The sequence below is a fragment of the Gardnerella swidsinskii genome (assembly GCF_003397705.1).
GTDB lineage: Bacteria > Actinomycetota > Actinomycetes > Actinomycetales > Bifidobacteriaceae > Bifidobacterium > Bifidobacterium swidsinskii.
The window spans coordinates 176,956-199,528 of the sequence record NZ_QJVB01000001.1; the positions used below are offsets into that span (position 1 = coordinate 176,956).

A 22,573-nucleotide genomic window follows, 5' to 3' on the forward strand; every position below is an offset into this window, starting at 1 on the left:
TGTGCGAATTATTGTTGCAGATTGCAGTGCAGAGTATACAGGTAGGTTAAATGCCACGCTTCCTTTAGCTAAGCGAGTGTTGCTTATTAAAGCAGATGGCAGCGTACTTATTTTTTCTGAGCTTGGTGCATATAAACCTCTTAATTGGATGGTAGCTCCTTGTAGTATGCGTGTTTTACGTAAAGAAGATAGCGGCGAATCCGATGCTGGCGTTGTTGTAGATGGCTGTATTTTGCGTGTTGCTGCCGCTAAAAGCGATGATTTGCTTATGGTTTCGCTCGAGCATGTTTATAGCGATAATACTTACGATTTGGGTGAGGATCCTGGCTTAATTAAAGATGGTGTTGAGGATCATTTGCAACGTTACTTGGCTGAGCAGATTGAACGAATCGGCGATGGTGCAACGTTGGTGCGCCGTGAGTATCCTACGGCTATCGGCCCAGTGGATATTATGGCTCAGGACGCGGATGGTGTACATGTCGCTATTGAGATTAAGCGGCATGGCGGTATCGACGGCGTTGAGCAACTTACGCGTTATTGTGAGTTGCTGAATAGAGATCCGTTACTTAAGCCGGTTAGAGGTATTTTTGCTGCGCAAACTATTAGTCCGCAAGCTCGCGTTTTGGCTGAGGATCGTGGATTTACTTGCTTAATATTGGATTACGATGAAATGCGTGGAGTCGAGTCCAACGATCTTCGTCTGTTCTAAATATGTGTTCTAAATATGTAAAAACCCCTCGGGAAGGAGGGGTTTATTATTTATGAATCGCTAGTTAATTCTGCAACAGTTTGCAAAATTACAAATCTCACGAAGCATAGAGAATATCGACTACAAAGTACAGCGTGGCATTTGCAGGAATAGTTACGTTTCCGCGCGCGTCCTTCTTTTCTTCTTTACCGTAGCCATCTTCTGGTGGGATTACCAAAAGAACTTGGGAGCCAACTTTCTTTCCAGTTAAGCCTTTAGTCCAACCAGGGATTACTCCTCCAGCAAGTTGGAAGTCTGCAGGTATGCCACGAAGCCAAGAAGAATCAAATTGATGCAATTTGCCGTCTTTATCAGTAGTCCAGCCAGTGTAATGAGCAGAAACTGTGTCTTTTGCAGTTACTTTTTTGCCGGTTCCTTCAATCAAAGTCTGAGAAACAAGCTTTCCGTCTGGAACGTAGTTATTTTTATCTAAGGTTGGTGCTCCAGATTTATCAAGAGTTACCTTCGGCAAATTTGCGGGAATATTCGTAACAGCCTTGCCCGTTGCTCTAGTTATAGCCTTTGATCGCGAAACCATTGTAAGAACCATAACATATGAAGGATTTTTATATCCTTCACTTACGCCAAAAGCAATAGTTGTATTAATTTTCTTACCTTTAATCAAAGCGTAATATGGGCGGCTTGTAGAATTTTTATTAATGTAAATCGAGCAATCAGCTTTGCCTTTTTCCCAAGTATTCATAAGCTCTTTGCCGGTTTTGGAGTCGAACACAATGCCCTGAGAGCATACGCGATCGCCTTCTTTAATTGTTTCTCCGTTGCCTCGTTGCAAAACAGCATAAGTATTTTGCTTTACTTTTACAGGCGTTTTCAGCGTTATTTTAGGCTTTTTCCCAAGTGCTCCAGATGCGCTTACGCCTTCCAGCAACTGCATTCCAGCTTTTTGAGCGTTCTCATCAGTTAAATTGTTTTTGTTGTTGGAACTTTCTCCGCATGAAGCGAGTACTACACACATTGCCACTGCACTAATAGTTGCAAAAGTGCGAAGCAAAAAGGATTTTTGTTCTAATGTTTTGATTTTTTTCATAGCCTCACATTACCGCTTGACGCTGATTTTTACATCAAAACATGCAAGTAATATTAAAAGACTGTAGAATGGTATCGTTATGACAAATATAGAAGATGCTTCTGATACAGAAGGACGACCAATGCGACGACCAATGCGACGGCTCACTTTGCGCAGTAAAATCATGCGCGGCGTTGTAGCTCCATTTTTTGCTTTGCTTGCAGTATTAAGCGTTGTTCTTGGAGTTGCTAACGCAACATTTTGGAAGCCTAGCAACGTTGTTATTGCGTACGCTAACGTATCTGGAACTCGTTATATTGTCACTGATCCTGGTGTTTTGAATCTTGTAGATAACAGGGTTCGTATTAGTGTTGCTGCTTTGCATACGCGTAAGCCTATTTGTGTTGCTGTAGGTTTAACGAAAGACGTAAGAGGCTGGGTGGCAGGTTCTCCAGTACAAAGAATTACTGGTTTGCGTGATTGGAATAATCTTTCAGTTTCTGAAGTGTCTGGTAAAACCTCTGTGCAAGCGGGTGACTCTGTGGACATTAAGGATCCTGACGTAAAATTCCAAGAATCTAATTTATGGCCTATAGTTACATGCCAGCTTGGTTTAGCGAAATTGGCAATAAATACTGCAGATTATGTTCAATCTTCTGGTTCTGCGTCGTATGATCATGCTGTTGCAAGCGGCACAATGCCTAAATCGGGCACTCGCGCTAGTAAGTCAAATAGTCATGATGCGTCTTCTTCTTCACTGCGCTCGCAGGCTGCTAGACGTGTTTTGCTAATTGATTTGGGGGATAATGTGCCGGAAGCTTCCGTAGAATTGCGGTGGCGTCGTAATCAAATTCCAGATTTTGCAACGCCTTTATATTTTGTAGGAGTGCTTTTTGCAGTATTAGCTATACTTTCTGCAACTATTTTTGCAATGGCTCCGCATCGTCGTCGTAATAAGCAATTAATAGCTAGCCGTTCAGGAGTGTTGGCAGTAAAGTCTGCACAGCGTGACGAAGTCACCTTTGCTGAGGCGATTTCTGGAACCATGTCTGGTATTTTTGGTCACAAACGACACAAGAAGGATTCTGGAAGCCACGCAAGGCATGGAGATCATGCGCGTCGTCGCAAAGATTCAATGCAAAGCGGCGACTCAAATGGTATGCAAACTCGAATTGCGTCTGCTTCTACAGCGGTTGCATCTACTGATTCTTTGGCTGAAACTACTGTTATTGCGCAAGATGAAATGCTTGCGTTTGCCACGCGCTTTATGCAGCAACATGACGATAATTCTTATTTAGATGATTTAGACAATGCTGATGATGAATTTAATGATTTGCACAATCAGGATGCTGCGGCAAACGGAGAAGATTTAGCAAATGCGGAAGATATAGGAAATGCGAAATATTCTGGAAATTCAGCAGAATCAGCAAATTCAGAAAATAAGCAATATAAGCGGAATTCTCAGAATATTAAGACTCCGCGAAATAAGAAAAAATCTTACGCAAGCGCGTCGGATGGCAATAGTCTGAACGATTATAAGAATAAGCGTCAGCAGCAAAATAAGTATGCACAGCAGAATAACAAGAGGCGTAATCGTCAGAACGATAGAAATAATGCTAATAATTCTGAAAAGTTTGCAAAGAAACGTTTAGAAACGGTCAAGCCTTCAGATAGTAATAGCAAGATTTCACATGAATCTAGTAAGAAAAAGCTTAATGAGCACGAAAACTATCGCAACTCAGAATCAAACAAACGTCAAAATTCGTCTAAAAATAGCAACGATAAGCAATCTCGCATAAAACGAAATGGGTTTAGAGGAGACGGCGGTAACGGTCGCTACAGAAAAAATGGGAAAGGCTACCGCGGTAATTCTTCAAGTGAGCGAGGAAATGAGTAAAATGCGTAATAGTAATGTCGATATTCACCGAGTAAAAAGTAAAAATAGAGGCGTATTGCGCAACAACGTAGTCACATTAATAGCATGTGTTGTATCAACGGTTATGGTAACCGGATTATCTGCTTGCGATGGGCAGGTGCCGAAACCTGCTGAAGCGCGTAGTAATCAAGAGTTACCTAATGTGACTATGCTGCAAGAAAAAGATATCCGCTTGGGGTTGCTTCGCACTCTAGAAAAGGCAAACGACGAAAAAGATGTGGATTCATTATCTCAAGCAGTTTCTGGACCTGCTCTCGATATTCGTACGAGCGAGCTTACGATTGCAAACAAAACTGGAAACTTAGATCCTAAGGCCACTATTCCGCGTGAAGCCGCGCAAACTATTGTGCCAACTAATTCTGGTTGGCCAAGAGATTTAATGACTATTACAACTACTACTAAAGATCAGCAGTCAAAACGTTTGCTGGTTTTACGTCAACAGAGAGCGCGTTCGAATTATAAACTTTGGGCTGTTGCGCGCTTATTCCCTGGAGTGCATCTTCCTAAATTTGCTGTGCCAAGTATTGGTTCTTCAATGGGTAAATCTAACGATACTGGTTTGGTGATGACTCCAGATGAAGCGGTAGCTGCGTACGCTGACGTTTTACAAAATGGTGAAAACAGCAAGTACGCAAAGCATTTTGCTGACGATTATTTGCGTAAAAAGTTAGTTGAACTTTCTAAAGCAGTGCAAGCTGGAATGGAGCGAAATAAAGGCTCTCAAGAACAAGTCTTTACACCAAATCTCAAACAAATAAGCATTATGCGTTCAAGCGATGGAAGTGATTTGGTTGTTGCGCGCATAGATTCTGTGTGGACTCGTAAAGCTGGTGAAGGGCGTGAATCTCGTCCTGCTTCTGATGAAGAAAAAGCATTATTTGGCGACGGTAAAGCAAAAGGTACTATGCGAGTAACTTACGTAAATGTTATTGCTCTAGTAGTTCCTCCAGCTAGTTCTCATATGAAGATTATTCCTGTTGGTGCTGAGCGTCAGCCTATTAAGGTAGAAGCTTTATAAATTTTGTAAGTGCAATGTAGTGTGCTTGGAAAAGAGGAAAAATGGTGAGTAGCAAAGCGCAAGGCATGAATCCTGGCGGATTTTCGCTTGCTGGGGCTGTAGATTTAGAAGGCGTAAAGCGTCGTGTAGAAGCTCAAGCTAAGCAAGCTGCTAAAGCTGCGTCGGGTTCTACTGGTTCTTCTGCTCCAAAAGCTGGCGGCTATGTAATCGATGTTAATGAGCAGTCTTTTCAGGCGATGGTGCAAACGTCTGTAAGTTTCCCAATTGTTATTTTGCTTTGGCAAGCTAATGACGAGGCCTATTATGATGTGGCGCAGAAATTAGCGGATGCTGTTAACGCGCTTGACGGTCGTATGCAGTTAGCTCGTATCGACTCTGATGAAAGCCCAAGTATTGCTCAAGCATTGCAAGCGCAGCAGCTTCCTGCAATTTACGGTTTAATTGGCGGACGCCCTATGCCTATTGCGCAAGGTTTACCTAGCGATGAGGAATTACAGCAGATTTGTGGCACTATTTTGCCGCAATTGGTTCAGGTTGCTGAACGCTCTGGTGTTGCTGGAACTGCTCCTTTTGTGGAATCCTCGGTTGAGAAAAAGTCTGAAACGTCTAAAGATGCAGATCAAGATAGTTCCGAGAATAATTCTGTTGAGAGTGTTCCACCTGCTCATGAGCAAGCTCATTCGCTTGCTATGAAGGGTGATTATGAAGGTGCTGCACGTGAGTATGCAAAAGTAATGGAAGCGGATCCTCATGATGTGCTCGCATCGCGTGAACATGCAAAAGCTTTGTTGCTTTCGCGTAATACTAATACTGATGTTGCTGCGGTTAGAAAGGCTGCTGGCGATAATAAGGATGATTTAGATTCGCAGCTTGCAGTAGCAGATGTAGATATGATTGACGGTCATATTGATGACGCTTTTGGGCGACTGCTTGACTTCCTTGCATCTGGTCATAAGAGTGATGCGGATGCTATTCGTTCTCGTATGCTTGAGTATTTTGCCATACTTCCTGCAGATGATGCTCGATTAGCGCGCGCTCGCCGTCGCCTTGCAATACTTCTTTATTGATTCTTATGAAGATGACTTGTATTTTGGCGATTGCAGATTGACTGACTTATGCGTTATTAAATAAAAAAGCCAAGAACCACAACAATCGTGAGAAATTCGTGTGATTCTTGGCTTCAGTAGCGGGGCATGGATTTGAACCATGGACCTCTGGGTTTCCTAACTAATCTCTTACAAAGCCACAAATTTTAATATCTTTCCTTTCCTAAAAATTAAGATAGCTCAGAGCAATACCTCTGAGCTATCGAATAAGCCTTTTCATCAAGAAACAATGCGGAGTCTTTTGATGAAAGTACTTAATATTTTAACCAACCCAGATGATAACGTCAACGATCTTGTAACGTTTAATGCTCCTTCCGCAGCTCTCCAGTTTGACGAGGAAAAACGGGAAGAGATTCGCTCTCTTAATCCTGATGCTCAAATGAATTGGGCACATACTACTACGCAACAGTTGCGCGAAAAACTTGTCACAACGATTGATAGCGTAGAGCTTGCTAACAATAATGTTGCAGACTTCTGCATTGCATTAAATACGGCGCTTTCTGGTGAAGCATGGGCTATTCTTGGAATAAGGCGGGCTCTAGTTGGGAGACATAGTCTTTATCGAGTGTCCAGTTGTGGATGAAGCGTAGGTCGCACGAGTTTTCGTATGTGTTTTCAAGCTCGCTTATGGGGTGGATGGTGTATCCGGTTTTTTTGCGCGTCTTGCTCATCTTGTGTGTTTTCGCAGATGTAGATTTTGTGGCATCCGTCGTATGCGAAGCTTGTGCCGGTGACTGGCTTGCTGTTAATTTTCATTCTTGTTTTCCTTTCTACTTGTATATGATTTTTCTTATGGTTTGGTTTTATATAAAAACCCTGGTGTGATTATTTTTCGTTCGTGTTGTTGAACACTGGAAGGGACAAAAACGGAATGCGCTGGAGCCAACCCCTTGCGGGCCCTAGCTTCGCGCGTGTCCGTAACGCGAGTGGAGGACGCGGGGAAGTTGGCGGAAGTGACCCGTTTTTTAGAGTGGGAAGTGTCAAGAACACGTCATAAAAAGCAAAAAATGAGAGTACACCGCAGGTGTTCCATGCGATGATAATGGGTCTGCCGCCATGATAGTGGTGGCAGATTCTTTGTTCTGCTGGTGGCGGCTGGTTCACACATCTTTGTGTGAACTTATGGAAGCATAGTAGCCACCCTTCTCGCGTGGTAATAGCGCGGCTTGCTCCTGGGGGTAATGCCCTAAAATTTATGGAATTTTGTTCAGGGCATGCCCTAGGGGTAAGACGCGCCCCGCGCGGGAGGGTGGCTGCGATAAGCCACCAGGGGCTGGCAGAAAAAGTTGCGCTTCTTTTTCTGCCAGCAAACCCTCTGCTTACTTCTGGCACCAGTGGGGTGTGATGTGGTGAAGGAGCGCTGTAGTAGTGATGCGTGCAAGCCAGTACTTCTCGTCTATCGTGAGTGCTTTCTGGGCTGTGATACGAGCGTTTGTCGTGTCATTTTTCAGCCAATACAAGTATGACAGTGTGCCACAGACTGTGACAGTTTCCCTCTGACTTAATCCTTTAAGTTCCAGCATGGTGGTCAGCAGTGCTATTGCACGATGGATGCGCCGTGTGTCGAGGGTGAAATTGTCATCTCTAAAAACCAGGTCGAGGCTTGAACGCACATAGTGGACAGTTTTCTCAGCGAATGGGTGCTCAACGTTATCGAGGAAGTCTTGCATGGTGCAGCCATGGAAACTATCAATAAGGAACATGTCACGCACGATGAGGAGACTGCTTAATGCTTGGATACCGTAGCGTAGTGTGTTCTCGTCCAATCCTTTCGTGGTAAAGCCTGCTAGGTAGTTGTGGAATGCTACGAGAGCTTCTACCTCTCCTATTAGGAGTGTGACCGTGTGGTCGCTGTTGATGGTAACCATTTTTTTTATCCTTTCCTTGTGTGTTGGTAGTTCCAGGGCAGGCACACCCGTAAACCCACAAGAACACTCCCAGTCCTTGTGCGACGCTCCAGGCTCGACTCCGGTCAGCCCGTGGAACATGTTGTGGAATGGGCTGGCAGGGGTGAGCTTGTTGGGTGGCGTGACAAGGCTGGCGTGTGGTCTTTGGACTGGGTGTGCTAGCCTCTGGGCTACCAACACGAGAAAGTGGGGGCGGCGACCGGTGGCAGCATTCTTGCTGCGCCACAACAGTACAGTCTCCACGAGTGAAACTCGTGGAGACAATAGCCGCCCAGACTTTTTAGTGGATCCGGGTATGGTGCTGATATTTCTTTTAATTCTCATGATGTTAGTCAAAAGAATTTACAGACGGGACATCAGTTATAAATATCCTAGATATAGATGTTGGTGCTATTTGCTCACGGCACAAATGAACACTCTATGACAGATAAAGTATGGTTCACTCGGTTAACTTAGATGTCTGAATTGAAAGCGTTCTAATTTAAAAATAAGCTGCGCTGTGAAACTTCTGTAGTGAACTTTCACAGCGCAGCTTGTAGTTGTGCTCGTATTTACAATATTTATTGCATCTTATTCTGCTTTAATTGAACGCAATCGCTTATCGAATATGCAGATAAGCACCAGTATAAAGTGGATAAGAGCAGCTATGACAATTATTCCTGACTCTGCATGTAGAGATGGAATGGTCATGTGGGAATAAGCGTAATCCCATAGCGGATAGCTTACTGCTCCTATAGCGGCAACAACTGAGATGAATACAGACATTACCTGTCCAACGAGATTATCATCTACTGCATGAATAAATACTGTTTGGAATGGTGGATTTACTACTCCTTGGAAGAAAGCAAAAAGGAAACCAAACACGGCTGCTGCTATAGCGTTAGGCGCTAATGCCAGTCCTATTATAGAAAGAGTCACTAGTATATGTGAAAGAGTGAGTAGCATAGAGAAGGACATTTTGCTGGACACTTTTGGCGCGATGAGATAGCTGAGGGCATACCCAAGTGACATTGCGCTTAAATACCAGCCATATCCTTCTGCACTATGTAGAACCATTGAGAATAAGAGGACTCCAGCAAAGCTTATGCCAGTAGATGCGATAGCTTCGAGTATTGCAAATGGAGCTAAAGTCCTGTACGTTTGGTTTTTTACAAATGTTGCCATTCCCCTAGCCCAAGTTGCCAAAAAGCCTTGAGAATATTCTGGATTTTCATCTGCGACGTCTGAAGTATAAATTCCGGTTCTAACTGCATGCTTGTAAATAAAATAAATAAAAATTATTATTCCTGCTAATGCGATAGTTTCTGTAAATAGAATTGGAATGTATAAATATTTACTACTCGCAAAACCTGCAACTGCTGGTCCTACTAATGTACCCATGAGGCTTGTAAAGCGAAGAAGTGAAAGAACATTAATAAGATCATCATTTTTTGTTACACGATTAACAAAGGAAGTAATAGCAGGAAAATAGAAAGTATCACATGCTGTCGTAACCATTACAAGTATACAAACACACCAAAATAGGAGCAACTTGTTAGCAGATGGGGTTGAGAAGGATACCGATACAATTGCGATAATACATAATCCCGCAATCATTCTTGCTAAGCATGCAGCAACTGTTGTCCTGAAAATTCCTACATGCTCAGCTAGTGCTCCTGAGAAAAGGCCTGCTACTAATTCACTTATTGCAGTGAGGGTGAGGTAAAGCGATAAATAATGGCTTGACTGCTGAAAACCGATAAAAAGTGAGTTCAATAGCCATAATTGAATAGTAGTTGAGGCTAGTGTAGTTGCATAGTTAGAAAGAAAATCACTAGCTGCTAAACGCAGATATCCGCGGTAAGGTTTAAATAGATTCGTCAAGGTTTGCTCGTTTCGCGAAATTACATTGCCAAATTATTGCTTGAGAGATGCTATCGGCACTAGTAGTGAAGTATGTTGTAAAGTCGTCGTTATCCCAAATCTGTTGCTGTAGGTTCTTGTCATCACGCACTGTGCTAAAGAGTTGAATAATCTGCTCGACGCAAGATAATGTTTTCTTTATATAGAAGTATTGTTGTGCGAAATCGACTTCTACTTGCTCTCCAGGGATAGTCGTATGTATTTCTTGGAATGTCCGTAGCAAATCAATTGTTTTAATAAGCGATATTTTACATGTCTCGAAATATTCTTGTATTGAATGGATGGTGGATGTTTTCGCTGTGTTTGTACTGACGATAGTGGCTTCAAGTGCAGCATTTGCTTTGAAAAAATATTCTGTTGCTTCAAATAGAGAAGCGCAATATGCTGCACTTGATTTCACATACTCATCAAACATTTCTTCGTACGAAGTCATGTTCATTATTAACCTTTGGTGTGAATATGTGCGGATAAATTATGCCTAAATCATATGAGGATATGGTCGAGGTCGTGGGTTGATTCCGCCGCGCTTGCTATTCTTGTTCATCTTTGTCTCCTTTCATAAGAACAATGCTGTATCTTATTTGCATCTTCATCTATGAAGATGCAAATAATCCTAATACAGGATTCGCATTCTTTCCAAGTGTGTCTCTTATTGTGGAATAATTTTATATAAAAATTAGTAGTACATTATTAGACCTTAACTATTTACCAGTCTCAGCTCGTAGTACGTGTTTTCTGATATCCCTACTGTTTGGCAGAGTCCGGCTATTCGTATGTCAGGATTCTTTCTGTGGAATTGGTGGATAAGGTGTAACGCTTGGCTTCAATCAAAACCCTCAACTCTGCTCGCCATCTGGTCGAGGAATATGCTGACTTGCTTGTGTACTTGTTCTGGCATGCCGGACTGTGTGTAGTCGGTGTTTTCCCGCCTGTTGATGCAGCGTTCAATCCTTTTGCGCCCGATGAGGGTGGACGGCATTCCAGCCTGTGCAAAAATAACAGACGGTCTGACACCGTTATCGTATTGCTGGACAGCGTCTTTGTGGAATTGGCTTGTGTAGTAGATTCGTGTGGCTGTCGCGTGTTTGATAGCTGGAAGACTGTTGAGATAAGCACGTTGACTAGGGGTAAAGGCTGTGTCTTTTCTACTCATGAGTATGAACCGTTACGTGTGAAAGATTAATAAGAAATCAATAGAGGAAGAAGAAAATATAGAGTGAGGGGCCACACCATTGCACGGAGATAGTCCCGTGTGCATGTGCGACCCCTCGCCAGTTAATACTAAGCGTGTTTACGGGTTAATGCTTACGAGCATTTTCCTTGTTACGCTTAGTGATCATGATGCTTGCTCCTGCGCCCAGGGCTGCAAGAGCAGCGATAGCGATAGACACGACCGCGCTACCAGTCTGAGCCAATGGTGCAGCAGTAACACCGTTCCAATCATCAGAATCTTCGACTGGAGTGTCATAGCACACACCCGTATTACCACCATTACCATTATCTCCACCGTTTGGGTCGAATGGGTGATCGTTATGGGATGCGCATGGCACGATAGGTGTACCAGTCGTGTGACCACGGTCGGTATGATTCATCGTGTTCATACCAGTCAACGTGCCCTTGACTTCTACGTATTCGCCAGGCTTTAATACCAGGTTAGACCAGTTTGCTGGATACTCCAGATTAGTTACCGTACCGGAGCCTGCGATAGTCTTATCATCTAACGTGATCTTGGTCAGGTTGACTTTACCGGTGTTGATGATACGGAACACAATCTTGGTGCCGTTCTTGGTAGACTTCAAGGCTTCGCTTGGTGTGTTACGGTCTCCCGCTTCAAGACCAGATGCTGCGTCGTACTTGATGAGTTTAATAGCAGGGGTCTGGTCTGGGGTCTTGGTCCACACCATATTGGATTCGCGTTCAACATCATTCATGGTTTCCACGAACGTGTTTTCTACGCGATCGCTTACGCCCAAACGGGTCATTTGCACGTACGCTGTCCAGGACAAGTCACTATCCATAGCAGATGCAATATCAAGGAACTGTTGTGTTGCCTCTACAGTAAACGCACCATTAGCCTCGGTGAAAGTGAAATATCCGGCATCAACACCGCTACCGTCGATACGGCTACCCTTGGAGATCACAGTGCCGTCAGCGAGCTTAATGTCGTTGTTGACATAGACTGCCCACTGGCCGGTTAGCTTGTCAAACTTTTCATCATAATCATCCACGATGCGCCAATTCTTGATCTGCTTGTAGGCACGGTTACCAGCGATCTTGGAGCTATCGAGACGATACAAGAACTGATGATCCTTATAAATACTCTTACCATTCGCACTTTCGCCATTAACCTTAACAGTCACATCCTTCTTCGGGTTAATAACCTTTAACGGGTTAGTTACCGTGTTCGTTACATCCTTGCGATCGTTTGTAATCTGGGTGGCAGTGTTCTTCACTACATACCCGTCCTTGACCTGCTTGACTGTCATAGGAAGCACGATGGTGTAATCCTGACCAAGGAGAGACTGGTCGATTGCAGGATCCTTTGTCACATCCAATACCTTGCCAGCGTAGGCCTTTAAATCTGTTGGTTGTGGATCCCCTGGAAGAATATCTCCGAGATACTCCGTGTCTACGGTCTTAGCGAACACGTAGACGACACCATCCTTAACCTGGATATTGAACTTGTTGGTGACGTCCTTACCGGCTGCGTCTAGGATTTCGATATTCTTGTCATTGAGCTGCAAGTACTCATCATCATAGTCATCGATCATGCCGAGACGGTGAACCTTATACGCAGTGTCCTTCAACGTGGCTGCGCTTAAAGTGAGACGGTAGTAAATATCGTCTCCTACGTATGCGGTCTTGCCATCAATATTGATACCAGTCTTGGTTTCATCCTTCTTTTCAGGCTTTGGCTCTACCGGCTTATTCGATACCACGTTAGACGAGGTCAAACTATTGTTGAGTTTCAAACCCCACTGATTATCCACACTATGGTCTGTTGGAGCGTTCTTGGATACCGTGCCTTCGAAACGAACCTGGAAACGATGCTTAGATCCCGCGGTCATATTCGCTGTCACGTAATCCTTGTTGAGTTCGATAGTAAACTCATGCTTCTCGGTATCTGCAGTAAGCGTGTAGTTCTTCTTACTGATGGTGTGACCGGTTTCAAGGTCACGCAGCTCGATAGTCTGCTTGTCAAGCTCAAGATACTGGTCATACGTGTCAGTGAATGCAACAGACTCGATAGCATAACTCAGGTTGTTTGGAATGGTTGGTTCGCTAGTGAGTTCGTATTCCAGCTTCTGTCCTGGCATGACACTCTTACCATTAATATCGTCCTGGTCACCACCCTGAGAGGCCTCAGATATGACTGCCTTTGCTACTGGTGGAACGTAACCACACACGTATGGTTCGTTCGTAGTCTTTGTCTTGCCCGCGGCAGACTCTGAGCCTTTATTCTTCAAACCATGAGAATTGAGGGCTGCGCCTGTGGTTGGATCAGCACAAAACTCGACTTCATTCGTAGCTTTTTTGCCTGCGTCAGCGCGTACCTGGGCTGCACCCTTACCATTTGCATAATTCGCCTTGCCTCCGATAAGCAGCGTGTATTGCATAGGGGTAGCAAGACTACGTGCAGCAGCAAGAGCTTGACTGGTCATGGTAGCAGTAATGGTCGTGCCAGCCTGTTGGATAGTGAACTGGCTTGTCACGTCAGTACCCTTAGTGATGATGTCATCGACTGAGGAGACGGTAGTTGATGCCTCAGGGATTGGAGCAGCATACACATGCACATCACTCATATCTGGATCCCACAAATAGTCAGCAGCCGTGTAATCATCAGACAGGGTGAATGTGTCGAGGCTATCTCCCAGGTTCTCGCCCAAGCTACCGTTAACCACAGAGCCGAGCTTGTCACCATCAAGGATGGTTTGGGTGTCTGCACCGGTGGTGTTGGTATGCTTCGCATCAATAACGGTTGCCCATTTGCCGTTAGAGTATTTTACCCAGGACTTATCAGGGGTAAAGTCCCACAGTTTAGGCTGGTCTTTTGCAAGAACGATAACAATCAAATCAGTATTTGGCGTACTCATACCCTGAGCAGCGAATGAAGCGAGTGTATTAGCTGAATCAATATCATCAAACACTGTGTATTCGCTACCGCCGTGATTATATTTTCTGGTACCGTTCTGTGTTTCGTTGTTCCATGCTGATAACCATTGAGCGCCAGTTGCTTGCGCGCTAGAAGTATTGTTATATTCCGGTTTTGTGATTCCTGGTCCTGCTGTTGTTGCGGTGAAGCCTACACCCCAGATGCGGCAGTCTGCCGAACCAGTGCCACCTCGCGCAGTATACTCTGTTTCACAATCACCGCGAGCCTTGGATAATGCAGCGTTAATTTGCGCTCTAGCTGCTGCTTCGCGGGTAGCATACCGATGGCTACACCTTCTGATTGGATAGCGCGCACCACTGCTTCATTATCTGATGCGGAACCTAGGTTATCATCGGTAACCCAGAATGTATTCGATTTATATGTGCCAGATCCGCCAGTGTTTCCACCTGTCCATCCGGCACCGCCAGCGGCAAATGCGGATCCTGTCAACATTGTTGATGCGACAACGATACCAGCAAGAGCGCGATGTGAACCTTGTCGGATCTTGTCTCTCATACTTTTATGCTTAGCGAAAAGCGACATAAAAGTCTCCCTTTTTCAAATTGCTTATTATGAAATGCGAAACCAAAAAGTTTCACATTCAGTAATGAGAAAATGAAAAAATTTTATTTTATATCAATAAAAATTTGGTATTGATAAAAATGGTTGGTTTTAGAAGTCGTCTAAAACCAACCACTATGTAAAGGGAAAATGAGTAAAGATGGAAACTATTTGCTATTAGTTACATCACCGTCACCATCTGGTGTTCCATCGGTATTCCATCCAGTGCCACAGCGATAGATATATCGACATTGATTAGGTGTTCTATGTAATTCATTATATGCTTTCCCGTCAGCAAGGTATTTATCCCAGTCGACCGCACCCGAATTCTTATTCTGTGCTGGCGCACTATAAGAAGACCCACCACGAGTACTTGAACGAGGAGCTCCCGAGCTAGTACGAGCCGCAGACTGGGAACGAGCCTGCGGAGCTGCTTGCGCCGCAGCCGCTGCGGCAGCGTCTGCCTGCTGCTTCGCTTGTATACTTGCGTTTACACTGTCGATTGCGCCTTGGACTGGCTCAAGAGCCTTAGTCAAAGACTCGACGGTTGCTTTCTTATCATTCAACGCTGCGGTAAGCGTGTTTATCTGGTTTTGCAGGTTATCACGAGTAGCATTATCAGCCACTTGACCGTCTGATGAGGAGAGCAGATTATTCATCTCATCAAGCTTCGCCTTCACCATATTCTTAGCATTTTCAAGATCCTTCACATTCTTCGACTTTGTGACCTGAACGACTGAGTTTTTCAGAGCCTTAGTGGTCTTATTAAGCTGTGCTGTAGTCTTATCAAGACTAGACATGGTCGCGTTGAAAGCCTGAGTGTAGGAGATAGCACAATTCAAAGACTGCGCCTTACTTACCTTTTTACTCTTAGCATGCTGGGCTGTGAATGTGGTGTAGGTTTTAGCGTTTGCAACCTGCTCCACACTAGTCACAGTCTTAGCAGTTTCATCAGCATCCTGGCGTGTCTTCTCGTACTGTGCCCACGCTTTGGCGTACGCACTGTTTGCCTGGATGCACGCTTGAGTCTTGGAATCTCTTAAAGACTTCACACCCAGCATACTCGCAACCAGCAAAGCTATAACTACAACAACCGCAGTAGCAATGATGATAAGCTTACGCTTCTTCTTGCTCCCTGGCTTCTGGTCACCGCGACCAGAAATAGCATCTAGTCTCGTAATCTCGGTTTCTTGTTTAATAATCTGATTTTTATCCATATTAGCCATAATTATCCTTCGTCTTTCTATCTATGTTTTTACTATACGTAAATATTCAGGTGAAAGATATATACATACTTAGTGTCGTTCTAATTTTTCTTTCCTAATCTCGATAACTTTTGCTTTATACATAGTAGTGAGAATACGATTGGCAACTTTTTGATATAAAGTCAATATGCTCGTGTGCTCCCCTCATATTGTCTTGTTTTAGAGGCGAACAGCTTCTGTAATGGCACTGCTATCAGGGAATGTGAGACTGATATATATTTGAGTGGTTTCTACACTAGCGTGGCCAAGGAGTTTAGATACTAAGAGAAGGTCGTGTGTACTTTCATATGCCTTAGTGGCATATCGATGTCTGAGACTATGTGTGGAGTATCCGTTACCAAGAAGCTGAGAGATGTGATGCGCAATATAGGATGCTTCGACGTGACCGGTCCATCTGCTAGGAAACATGTATCCATGCTTGTTGGCGATGATTTGTGCGAGATCTGGCGCGATGGGGACAGTGCGTTCTTTGCGTCCTTTACCGTGTACAAGAAGCTGGGGATGAGTATTAAGCATCATAATATCGGATGAAGATACTTGTGCTATCTCACTACGTCGTAATCCACATTCTGCCCCGAGCCTGAGCATGGCTTCATACTCCTTGTTACCTCTAACTCGGGCTAAAGCACCACGAATGATGTAATCAGGACATGGATGAGGTATTGCGTATTCTTTACGAATTTTAGGTAACTTTACTGTTGGATTGACATCAATAATTTCTTCTTCAATCATGTATGAGTAAAACGAGCGTATTGTTGAAGAATAACCTTTGCGCGTTTCTCGTTTCCAGTCTTGGTGTGCAAAAAGCTCAACAAGTTGTTGTCCTGTAATATCTTCTGGTGGCTGATTAAGTAGGCGTGCAAGCCGACTGATTTTGTAGTAGCGGCATCTAATCGTATCTTCTGTATATCCACTTGCTTCAAGATATTCCAGCCAATGTGTAACATATGTTTCCCAACTATTAGGGAGTAGTTTTCTTTTGATTTTTAACATAAAAACATAGACTAGAATACGTAGAGAAAAGATTTTACGTATTGTTTCGTTACACGGTTTCAAGTCCGTTTTTTTTACAAATACATAATATGTGATATACTATATATGTAACTAACCGATAGGATGAAAAGGCTAGTTGGTTTTAGGAAAGAAAGATGAATGATAATGGATTTGACATTGAATCAGATTGTGACAATGAATATTCGTATGCTTTTGGCGGGTCAAAGACGTACGCAAAATGAATTGGCGGAAGTATTAGATATGACACGACCGTCGGTCAATATGAGATTAAATGAAGCCACTCCATGGCGTGTTCCGGAAATAGAAAAGGCCGCAGAATTCTTAAAAGTAGAACCTACGACCTTATTCGTAGCGGGGCATGGATTTGAACCATGGACCTCTGGGTTATGAGCCCAGCGAGCTACCGAGCTGCTCCACCCCGCGTCGGCTACTTTTAGCAGCTCTATCTACGATAGGTGCAAATTTAAATTTGTCAACTTTCGGGCGTGTCTCGCTGTATTTGGTTAGAATTTTACGATTCGTGCACATGAGTGACATAGGCACAATAAACATAAACAAGTGTGGAGTATAATAAACACATGCCTATTAAGATTCCTGAAGGATTGCCAGCGCGAAGCATATTAGATGCTGAGCGAATTTTTGCATTGGAACGCCCAGAAGCAGAACAGCAGGATGTTCGACCACTTCGTTTGTTGATTTTGAATCTTATGCCCAAAAAAATCGAGACAGAAACTCAGCTTTTGAGACTCATCTCTAAGTCTCCTTTGCAAGTCGACGTCGATTTTATGAAAACTTCTACGCATGTATCAACGCATGTTAGCGCTGATCATTTAGTAAAATTCTATGAAAATCTTGACGCACTTCGTAACAACTATTACGACGGATTTGTTGTGACGGGAGCTCCTGTTGAGCATATGGAATTTGAAGATGTCGACTACTGGCACGAATTTACGCAAATTCTTGACTGGGCATCAACACACGTTTTCTCAACAATGTATTTGTGCTGGGGTGCAATGGGTGCGCTTTACTATCGATATGGCGTAAAAAAGCATGTTCTCAGCAAAAAAGTTTTTGGTGTGTTCCCGCAATATTTGCAGGATGAGTACTGTTTTCTTACAAATGGTTTTGATGAAATCGCTTTACAACCGCATTCTAGAATAGCGAGTGTTGATGTTGACAGCATTTCTGCAGATCAGCGTTTACAAATTCTTACGTATGGTCCCGAATCTGGTCCGGGCTTAGTTGCTACGCGTGATTTTTCTGAAGTTTTTGCGCTAGGACACTGGGAATATGGCAAAATGACTCTTGCGCAGGAATATGAGCGTGACATGTTAAAAGGTTTGAGCAACGTTCCATTTCCTTACAACTATTTCCCTCATGACGATCCAAAATTAGAGCCATTATTTTCTTGGCGCGCGCACGCGAATTTGCTTTGGCGCAACTGGCTTAATTGGGTGTACGAAACTACGCCTTACAATCTTTCTGATATTCCTCATTTAAGAACTGCTGGAAGGCTTGGAACTGAATGTTCTATAAGACATGAGCCAGCTTCTCCGCGCTCCGATAATTTTTATCCATTTGACGGAGTTAAGTACGGTATGAATAAATAAATTTTGACGTTGCGTAATTTTATGTACAAGCAAAGAGTACAATCAGCAATTAGATATATTTTTCGTTTCGTGCCCCGCGCCTTACGAAATATGAAACATATGATCTAGTTGATATATATGCCGCAAGAATGAATGAATTGAGTATGTGAGTGAGCGGCACTGAATTGAGGCGTGTGAACGAATTGCTATAAGGAGGCACTTATGGATGTAATGGTTGATGTTTTACAGAAGACCACAACTGTAGCTTCTACTGTAGCTTCGAATAAACCAGAGCTACCTAATATTAGTGAGTTTTTGCCTCCAGAAATTTTGTTCCAAGGCACTCCATTTGCCATGAATCGCATTATTTTAGTGCGCTTACTTATGGCAGTAGTAGTAATGATTATTTTTGGAATTGGTGCTATGCGAGCAAAGGTTGTTCCTGGCAGATTCCAAAGCGTGCTTGAAATTTTGATGGATTTTGTGCGCTACAACATTGTTTACGAAATGATTGGCGAGGAACGCGGCAAGCGCTATGTGCCAATGATGTCCACATTATTCCTCACTATTTTCTTCTTTAATCTTTGTTCTGTGATTCCAGGATTAAATATGGCTGCAACCGCAACCATTGCTTGTCCGTTGGTATTTGCTTTGTGGGTTGTTTGCCAATATCTTATTGCTGGCATTCGCGAAAAAGGTTTTTTGCGATTCTTCCGCGAAGCATTGTTCCCAGCGGGTGTGCCATGGCCGATTTACTTTATTCTTTCGCCATTGCAGCTCATAGAATTAATAATTGTGCGACCACTTTCGCTTACAATTCGTTTGTTTGCGAATATGATTGCTGGCCATTTGCTGGTGGCCACTTGTTTAGTATTCACCAATTTCTTCGTGGTGGATTCCAGCAATAAACTCCTTGCCTTAGGCGGTGCTTTGTGGCTGCTTGGTGGCATTCTGTTTACCCTATTCGAAATTATGGTAGCTGGCTTGCAGGCATTTATTTTTACAGTGCTTGCTTCAGTCTACATTTCGGAAAGTTATCCGGAAGAGGAAGAAAAGTCTGCTGTTGTAGCTGCTTAATAAAAGTAGTTTAGATTTTCAGATTTTACATATCTTACGGGTTTATACTGGTTACTGTTTCAACAGAAAGGAAACCAATGAATAGTATCATCGCTCTTGCAGGTTTGACCGGCAACCTGAGCATTCTTGGCTTTGCTGTAGCAACTATTTCCCCTGCACTCGGCATGGCAATAGTAGTGTCTAAGGCTATGGAATCTACTGCACGTCAACCAGAGGTTGGCAACCGCATTCAGCTGTTTATGTTCGTCGGCTTGGCATTTATTGAGGTTTTGGGCTTGCTTGGCTTCGTTTCCTACATTATGGGAGCCTGAACAAAACTTACAATGCACAACACGAATAGTGTTGAAAGAATAGAAAGGACAAGCCATGGCATATGCAGCCGGAAGTAATAAGTTGGCGTTGTTCTTGCCTGAGCCTTATGACGTACTGTGGTCATTAGTAGTTTTGGTAGTTCTTGCAGCGTTTTTCTACAAGTTTGTTATGCCTAAATTCCAGGCAATTCTCGACGAGCGTGCAGAAAAAATTGAAGGCGGAATGGCTAAGGCTGCTAATGTGCAGCGTGAAGCAGACGAGTTGAAGAGCCAGATTGAAAACGAACTTTCTCAAGCTCAAACTGATGCTGCAAAGACTCGTGAAGAGGCTCGATCGGAAGCTTCAAAAATTATTGGCGAAGCTAGACAACGCGCTGAAAAGGATGCTGCGAAGATTATCAGTGAAGCGCAGCATTCCATTGAGGCTCAGCATAAGCATGCCATGTCCAGCCTCCAAGGAGAGGTGTCGGTTCTTGCAGCAGCTTTAGCTGGCAAGATTCTTGCATCCAAATTGGATGACGATACCGTCAGCTCCAAGATTATTGATCATGTGATCGATGAAGTTGGAGACACTAAAAATTCGGATCAAAGCAAGTAAAGTAATGTACAAAACTGAATAATCGCAAAATAAAATTACGGTTATTTCATTTTGTATTATTTGCATTACTTCGTTTTTTACAGAAACGAGGAGGTAAGAATGCCAGAAAAGGCATCGCGAGTAAACGATAGTTTGTCGCGTTCTTCGCTTGCTCAGGCCATCTCAGATGCGCACGATGAAGCGCAGCGCATTTCAGACGAGCTTTCGTCAATGATGGACATGATTGATAAGTATCCTGAGCTTTCTGATGCGATTACTGATCCGAATAGGTCTTCGGAAGATAAGTCTCGCCTGATTGACGAGCTTATTGGAGGTAAGGCGCACCCTGTTGTATTGCGCATTATGCATTATCTAGTAGGAACTTGGCACGGAGGTGCCGAAAGCGGTAAAACCGGTAGCTTCGGTGGTGCTTGGTCAGGATTTGAGCGTGAAGCTGGCGAAACATTGGTTACAGTCACTACTGCTCAGCCGCTTACAGATAAGCAAATTAAGCGTTTGATTGAAATCTACAGCAATAAGTTGGGTCATCGTGCATACATTAACCCAATTGTGGATCCAAACGTACTTGGTGGTATGCGTATACAAATCGGTGATCAAATAACCGATCGCACCATGTTGATGCAGCTTAAGCAGTTGCAGCGTTCTGCGCGAAATGGTGCTTGGACACAGGCAGTGAAGTAGTAAATTAAGGAGAATTATGGCGGAACTATCTATTGATCCCGCCCTGATACGCAAGGCGCTCGACGGGTTTGTTGACTCGTATAAGCCTACCGACATGCCAACGCAAGAAGTTGGCTATGTTGTTACGGCTGGTGACGGCATTGCGCACGTAGCTGGATTGTCCGGCTGCATGGCAAACGAGCTGCTCACATTCGAGAACGATACCTTGGGTCTTGCGTTCAACCTTGATGCACACGAAATCGGCGTCGTTATTCTCGGCGATTTTACAGGCATTGAGGAAGGGCAGGAAGTATACCGCACAGGCGAGGTGTTGTCTGTGCCGGTTGGTGACGCTTATCTTGGTCGTACTGTGGATCCGTTGGGTAATCCAATCGATGGTTTGGGTGCGATTGAGTGCAGTGAGCGTCGTATTCTTGAAGCCCAGGCTCCAGACGTTATTCACCGTCATCCAGTCGATGAACCATTGTCTACTGGTTTGAAGGCTATTGACGCAATGACGCCAATAGGTCGTGGTCAGCGCCAGTTGATTATTGGTGACCGTCAAACAGGTAAGACTGCAATCGCAATAGATACGATTATTAACCAGCGTGCTAACTGGGAAACTGGAGATCCAAAGAAACAGGTTCGCTGCATTTATGTAGCAATCGGTCAAAAGGGTTCTACTATTGCTTCAGTGCGCCAAAGCCTTGAAGAAGCAGGAGCTATGAAGTACACCACAATCGTGGCAAGTCCAGCTTCTGATTCTGCAGGTTTTAAATACATTGCACCTTACACTGGTTCTGCAATCGGTCAGCACTGGATGTATAACGGCAAGCACGTTTTGATTGTTTTCGATGATCTGTCGAAACAAGCAGAAGCATACCGTTCAATTTCCTTGCTTTTGCGTCGTCCACCTGGGCGTGAAGCTTACCCAGGCGACGTGTTCTACTTGCACTCTCGTCTGCTTGAACGTTGTGCTAAGCTTTCTGACGATTTGGGTGGCGGTTCTATGACCGGTCTTCCAATTATCGAAACCAAGGCAAACGATGTTTCTGCATACATTCCAACCAACGTGATTTCTATCACCGATGGTCAGATCTTCTTGCAGTCTGATTTGTTCAACGCCGGTCAGCGTCCAGCAGTAGACGTTGGTATTTCCGTGTCTCGTGTTGGTGGTGCAGCTCAGGCTAAGGCTTTGAAGAAAGTCTCCGGCATGTTGAAGATTTCCTTGGCTCGTTACAAGTCTTTGGAATCCTTCGCAATGTTCGCTTCTGATTTGGATGCAGCCTCAAAGGCGCAGCTTACTCGCGGTGCTCGTTTGACTGAGCTACTTAAGCAGAAGCAGTTCTCTCCTCGAGCAATGGAGCAAGAAGTTGTTTCTGTGTGGGCTGGTACTCATGGCAAGCTTGACGATATTCCTGTGAAGGATGTGTTGCGTTTCGAAAGCGAATTGTTGGATTACTTGGATAAGGGAACCGACATTTTGCAAGTAATTCGCGATACTGAAGACTTCACTAAGGAAACTGAAGCTAAGCTTGATGCAGCCATTGATGATTTCCGTAGGACGTTTAAGACATCTGCTGGCAAGCCTTTGATTGTAAAGGATTCTTTGCCGCCGGCTGAAAACCCTGCTCCTGTTGAGAAGGAACAGCTCGTAGCTAAGCCGAAAGCAGACAGTCGCGAGCCTGAGGGGAAGTAGCG

General features: G+C 44.0%; 22 protein-coding genes and 1 tRNA gene. 14 read left to right on the top strand and 9 right to left on the bottom strand.

Annotated features, from left to right (window positions below; translation table 11 throughout):
* Nucleotide 1: 1 nt before the first annotated feature.
* Nucleotides 2–709 (top strand): endonuclease NucS, encoded by a 708-nt coding sequence (gene nucS, locus D0T18_RS00760; RefSeq protein WP_064621458.1) that lies wholly within the window; start codon nucleotides 2–4, stop codon nucleotides 707–709.
* Nucleotides 710–806: 97 nt separating this feature from the next.
* Here nucS and D0T18_RS00765 read toward each other — a convergent pair whose 3' ends face one another.
* A complete protein-coding gene (locus D0T18_RS00765) occupies nucleotides 807–1,796 on the bottom strand; it encodes an FKBP-type peptidyl-prolyl cis-trans isomerase (protein WP_004109977.1) in 990 nt (329 codons plus the stop codon).
* A 79-nt stretch (nucleotides 1,797–1,875) separates the two neighbouring features.
* Here D0T18_RS00765 and D0T18_RS00770 point away from each other — a divergent pair, with 79 nt between their 5' ends.
* The 4 genes from D0T18_RS00770 to D0T18_RS00785 all read left to right on the top strand — a co-directional run bounded on the left by D0T18_RS00770 (nucleotide 1,876) and on the right by D0T18_RS00785 (nucleotide 6,418).
* On the top strand, nucleotides 1,876–3,672 hold the full coding sequence (locus D0T18_RS00770) for a hypothetical protein (protein ID WP_004109974.1): 1,797 nt from the start codon (nucleotides 1,876–1,878) through the stop codon (nucleotides 3,670–3,672).
* Nucleotides 3,665–4,729 carry a DUF8094 domain-containing protein gene (locus D0T18_RS00775; protein WP_004109972.1) on the top strand — a complete coding sequence of 355 codons (1,065 nt, stop codon included), beginning with the start codon at nucleotides 3,665–3,667 and terminating at the stop codon, nucleotides 4,727–4,729. The genes D0T18_RS00770 and D0T18_RS00775 overlap by 8 nt, the downstream gene beginning before the upstream one ends.
* 41 nt (nucleotides 4,730–4,770) lie before the next feature.
* Nucleotides 4,771–5,796 carry a tetratricopeptide repeat protein gene (locus D0T18_RS00780; RefSeq protein ID WP_102703311.1) on the top strand — a complete coding sequence of 342 codons (1,026 nt, stop codon included), beginning with the start codon at nucleotides 4,771–4,773 and terminating at the stop codon, nucleotides 5,794–5,796.
* Nucleotides 5,797–6,079: 283 nt separating this feature from the next.
* Nucleotides 6,080–6,418, top strand: coding sequence for a hypothetical protein (locus D0T18_RS00785; RefSeq protein ID WP_004109968.1), 339 nt, complete (start codon nucleotides 6,080–6,082; stop codon nucleotides 6,416–6,418).
* Nucleotides 6,419–7,154: 736 nt separating this feature from the next.
* Here D0T18_RS00785 and D0T18_RS06890 read toward each other — a convergent pair.
* Nucleotides 7,155–7,703: a hypothetical protein gene (locus tag D0T18_RS06890; protein ID WP_240318261.1), complete on the bottom strand. Its 549-nt coding sequence runs from the start codon at nucleotides 7,701–7,703 to the stop codon at nucleotides 7,155–7,157.
* Between the two features lie 78 nt (nucleotides 7,704–7,781).
* Between D0T18_RS06890 and D0T18_RS06985 the strand changes: the two genes are divergently transcribed.
* The gene (locus D0T18_RS06985) at nucleotides 7,782–7,904 is read left to right on the top strand and encodes a hypothetical protein (protein WP_255358933.1); all 123 of its coding nucleotides are present in this window, start codon (nucleotides 7,782–7,784) and stop codon (nucleotides 7,902–7,904) included.
* 408 nt (nucleotides 7,905–8,312) lie between these two features.
* Here the strand turns inward: D0T18_RS06985 and D0T18_RS00805 are convergent, their stop codons facing one another.
* A complete protein-coding gene (locus tag D0T18_RS00805) occupies nucleotides 8,313–9,605 on the bottom strand; it encodes an MFS transporter (protein ID WP_076002578.1) in 1,293 nt (430 codons plus the stop codon).
* Nucleotides 9,589–10,077, bottom strand: a complete 489-nt coding sequence (locus D0T18_RS00810) for a hypothetical protein (RefSeq protein WP_226988337.1) — start codon at nucleotides 10,075–10,077, stop codon at nucleotides 9,589–9,591. Before D0T18_RS00810 ends, D0T18_RS00805 begins: the two co-directional genes overlap by 17 nt.
* A 384-nt stretch (nucleotides 10,078–10,461) precedes the next feature.
* Between D0T18_RS00810 and D0T18_RS06785 the strand changes: the two genes are divergently transcribed.
* Nucleotides 10,462–10,827: a hypothetical protein gene (locus D0T18_RS06785; protein WP_162861110.1), complete on the top strand. Its 366-nt coding sequence runs from the start codon at nucleotides 10,462–10,464 to the stop codon at nucleotides 10,825–10,827.
* Between the two features lie 115 nt (nucleotides 10,828–10,942).
* Here D0T18_RS06785 and D0T18_RS00820 read toward each other — a convergent pair whose 3' ends face one another.
* The 4 genes from D0T18_RS00820 to D0T18_RS00830 form a co-directional block, all read right to left on the bottom strand.
* Nucleotides 10,943–13,792 carry an LPXTG cell wall anchor domain-containing protein gene (locus tag D0T18_RS00820; protein WP_240318262.1) on the bottom strand — a complete coding sequence of 950 codons (2,850 nt, stop codon included), beginning with the start codon at nucleotides 13,790–13,792 and terminating at the stop codon, nucleotides 10,943–10,945.
* A gap of 155 nt (nucleotides 13,793–13,947) precedes the next feature.
* Nucleotides 13,948–14,340 (bottom strand): hypothetical protein, encoded by a 393-nt coding sequence (locus tag D0T18_RS06895; protein WP_240318263.1) that lies wholly within the window; start codon nucleotides 14,338–14,340, stop codon nucleotides 13,948–13,950.
* A gap of 185 nt (nucleotides 14,341–14,525) precedes the next feature.
* Nucleotides 14,526–15,584: a GumC domain-containing protein gene (locus D0T18_RS00825; RefSeq protein WP_004109958.1), complete on the bottom strand. Its 1,059-nt coding sequence runs from the start codon at nucleotides 15,582–15,584 to the stop codon at nucleotides 14,526–14,528.
* 198 nt (nucleotides 15,585–15,782) lie between these two features.
* Nucleotides 15,783–16,616: a tyrosine-type recombinase/integrase gene (locus D0T18_RS00830; RefSeq protein ID WP_116431970.1), complete on the bottom strand. Its 834-nt coding sequence runs from the start codon at nucleotides 16,614–16,616 to the stop codon at nucleotides 15,783–15,785.
* Nucleotides 16,617–16,781: 165 nt separating this feature from the next.
* On the opposite strand from D0T18_RS00830, the gene D0T18_RS07005 reads away from it, so the two are divergent.
* Nucleotides 16,782–17,027 carry a helix-turn-helix domain-containing protein gene (locus D0T18_RS07005; protein ID WP_226988350.1) on the top strand — a complete coding sequence of 82 codons (246 nt, stop codon included), beginning with the start codon at nucleotides 16,782–16,784 and terminating at the stop codon, nucleotides 17,025–17,027.
* Here D0T18_RS07005 and D0T18_RS00840 read toward each other — a convergent pair.
* Nucleotides 16,987–17,060: transfer RNA gene (locus tag D0T18_RS00840), tRNA-Met, on the bottom strand. The two genes, D0T18_RS07005 and D0T18_RS00840, sit on opposite strands and share 41 nt — an antisense overlap.
* A gap of 155 nt (nucleotides 17,061–17,215) precedes the next feature.
* Between D0T18_RS00840 and D0T18_RS00845 the strand changes: the two genes are divergently transcribed.
* From D0T18_RS00845 to atpA, 6 genes are all read left to right on the top strand, one after another.
* On the top strand, nucleotides 17,216–18,247 hold the full coding sequence (locus D0T18_RS00845; RefSeq protein ID WP_116440315.1) for a homoserine O-succinyltransferase: 1,032 nt from the start codon (nucleotides 17,216–17,218) through the stop codon (nucleotides 18,245–18,247).
* Between the two features lie 201 nt (nucleotides 18,248–18,448).
* Nucleotides 18,449–19,303 carry a F0F1 ATP synthase subunit A gene (gene atpB, locus D0T18_RS00850; RefSeq protein WP_004109952.1) on the top strand — a complete coding sequence of 285 codons (855 nt, stop codon included), beginning with the start codon at nucleotides 18,449–18,451 and terminating at the stop codon, nucleotides 19,301–19,303.
* A 77-nt stretch (nucleotides 19,304–19,380) separates the two neighbouring features.
* Complete coding sequence (gene atpE / locus D0T18_RS00855; protein WP_004109950.1) at nucleotides 19,381–19,614, top strand: ATP synthase F0 subunit C; 234 nt, start codon at nucleotides 19,381–19,383, stop codon at nucleotides 19,612–19,614.
* A gap of 55 nt (nucleotides 19,615–19,669) precedes the next feature.
* Complete coding sequence (locus D0T18_RS00860) at nucleotides 19,670–20,212, top strand: F0F1 ATP synthase subunit B (RefSeq protein WP_004109948.1); 543 nt, start codon at nucleotides 19,670–19,672, stop codon at nucleotides 20,210–20,212.
* 99 nt (nucleotides 20,213–20,311) lie between these two features.
* Nucleotides 20,312–20,893, top strand: a complete 582-nt coding sequence (locus D0T18_RS00865) for a F0F1 ATP synthase subunit delta (protein WP_064621453.1) — start codon at nucleotides 20,312–20,314, stop codon at nucleotides 20,891–20,893.
* Between the two features lie 16 nt (nucleotides 20,894–20,909).
* Nucleotides 20,910–22,571 carry a F0F1 ATP synthase subunit alpha gene (atpA, locus tag D0T18_RS00870; protein WP_012913755.1) on the top strand — a complete coding sequence of 554 codons (1,662 nt, stop codon included), beginning with the start codon at nucleotides 20,910–20,912 and terminating at the stop codon, nucleotides 22,569–22,571.
* Nucleotides 22,572–22,573 lie beyond the last annotated feature (2 nt).

Bases quoted from the DNA above. Each gene is read 5' to 3' on its own strand.
- D0T18_RS06895 (WP_240318263.1), bottom strand. From the start codon at position 14,340: ATGTCGCTTTTCGCTAAGCATAAAAGTATGAGAGACAAGATCCGACAA.
- D0T18_RS00830 (WP_116431970.1), bottom strand. From the start codon at position 16,616: ATGTTAAAAATCAAAAGAAAACTACTCCCTAATAGTTGGGAAACATAT.
- D0T18_RS00810 (WP_226988337.1), bottom strand. From the start codon at position 10,077: ATGACTTCGTACGAAGAAATGTTTGATGAGTATGTGAAATCAAGTGCA.
- D0T18_RS00845 (WP_116440315.1), top strand. From the start codon at position 17,216: ATGCCTATTAAGATTCCTGAAGGATTGCCAGCGCGAAGCATATTAGAT.
- D0T18_RS00785 (WP_004109968.1), top strand. From the start codon at position 6,080: ATGAAAGTACTTAATATTTTAACCAACCCAGATGATAACGTCAACGAT.
- D0T18_RS00825 (WP_004109958.1), bottom strand. From the start codon at position 15,584: ATGGCTAATATGGATAAAAATCAGATTATTAAACAAGAAACCGAGATT.
- atpE (WP_004109950.1), top strand. From the start codon at position 19,381: ATGAATAGTATCATCGCTCTTGCAGGTTTGACCGGCAACCTGAGCATT.
- D0T18_RS00780 (WP_102703311.1), top strand. From the start codon at position 4,771: ATGGTGAGTAGCAAAGCGCAAGGCATGAATCCTGGCGGATTTTCGCTT.
- D0T18_RS06890 (WP_240318261.1), bottom strand. From the start codon at position 7,703: ATGGTTACCATCAACAGCGACCACACGGTCACACTCCTAATAGGAGAG.
- D0T18_RS00865 (WP_064621453.1), top strand. From the start codon at position 20,312: ATGCCAGAAAAGGCATCGCGAGTAAACGATAGTTTGTCGCGTTCTTCG.
- D0T18_RS00860 (WP_004109948.1), top strand. From the start codon at position 19,670: ATGGCATATGCAGCCGGAAGTAATAAGTTGGCGTTGTTCTTGCCTGAG.
- D0T18_RS07005 (WP_226988350.1), top strand. From the start codon at position 16,782: ATGGATTTGACATTGAATCAGATTGTGACAATGAATATTCGTATGCTT.
- D0T18_RS00765 (WP_004109977.1), bottom strand. From the start codon at position 1,796: ATGAAAAAAATCAAAACATTAGAACAAAAATCCTTTTTGCTTCGCACT.
- atpB (WP_004109952.1), top strand. From the start codon at position 18,449: ATGGATGTAATGGTTGATGTTTTACAGAAGACCACAACTGTAGCTTCT.
- atpA (WP_012913755.1), top strand. From the start codon at position 20,910: ATGGCGGAACTATCTATTGATCCCGCCCTGATACGCAAGGCGCTCGAC.
- D0T18_RS00775 (WP_004109972.1), top strand. From the start codon at position 3,665: ATGAGTAAAATGCGTAATAGTAATGTCGATATTCACCGAGTAAAAAGT.
- D0T18_RS00770 (WP_004109974.1), top strand. From the start codon at position 1,876: ATGACAAATATAGAAGATGCTTCTGATACAGAAGGACGACCAATGCGA.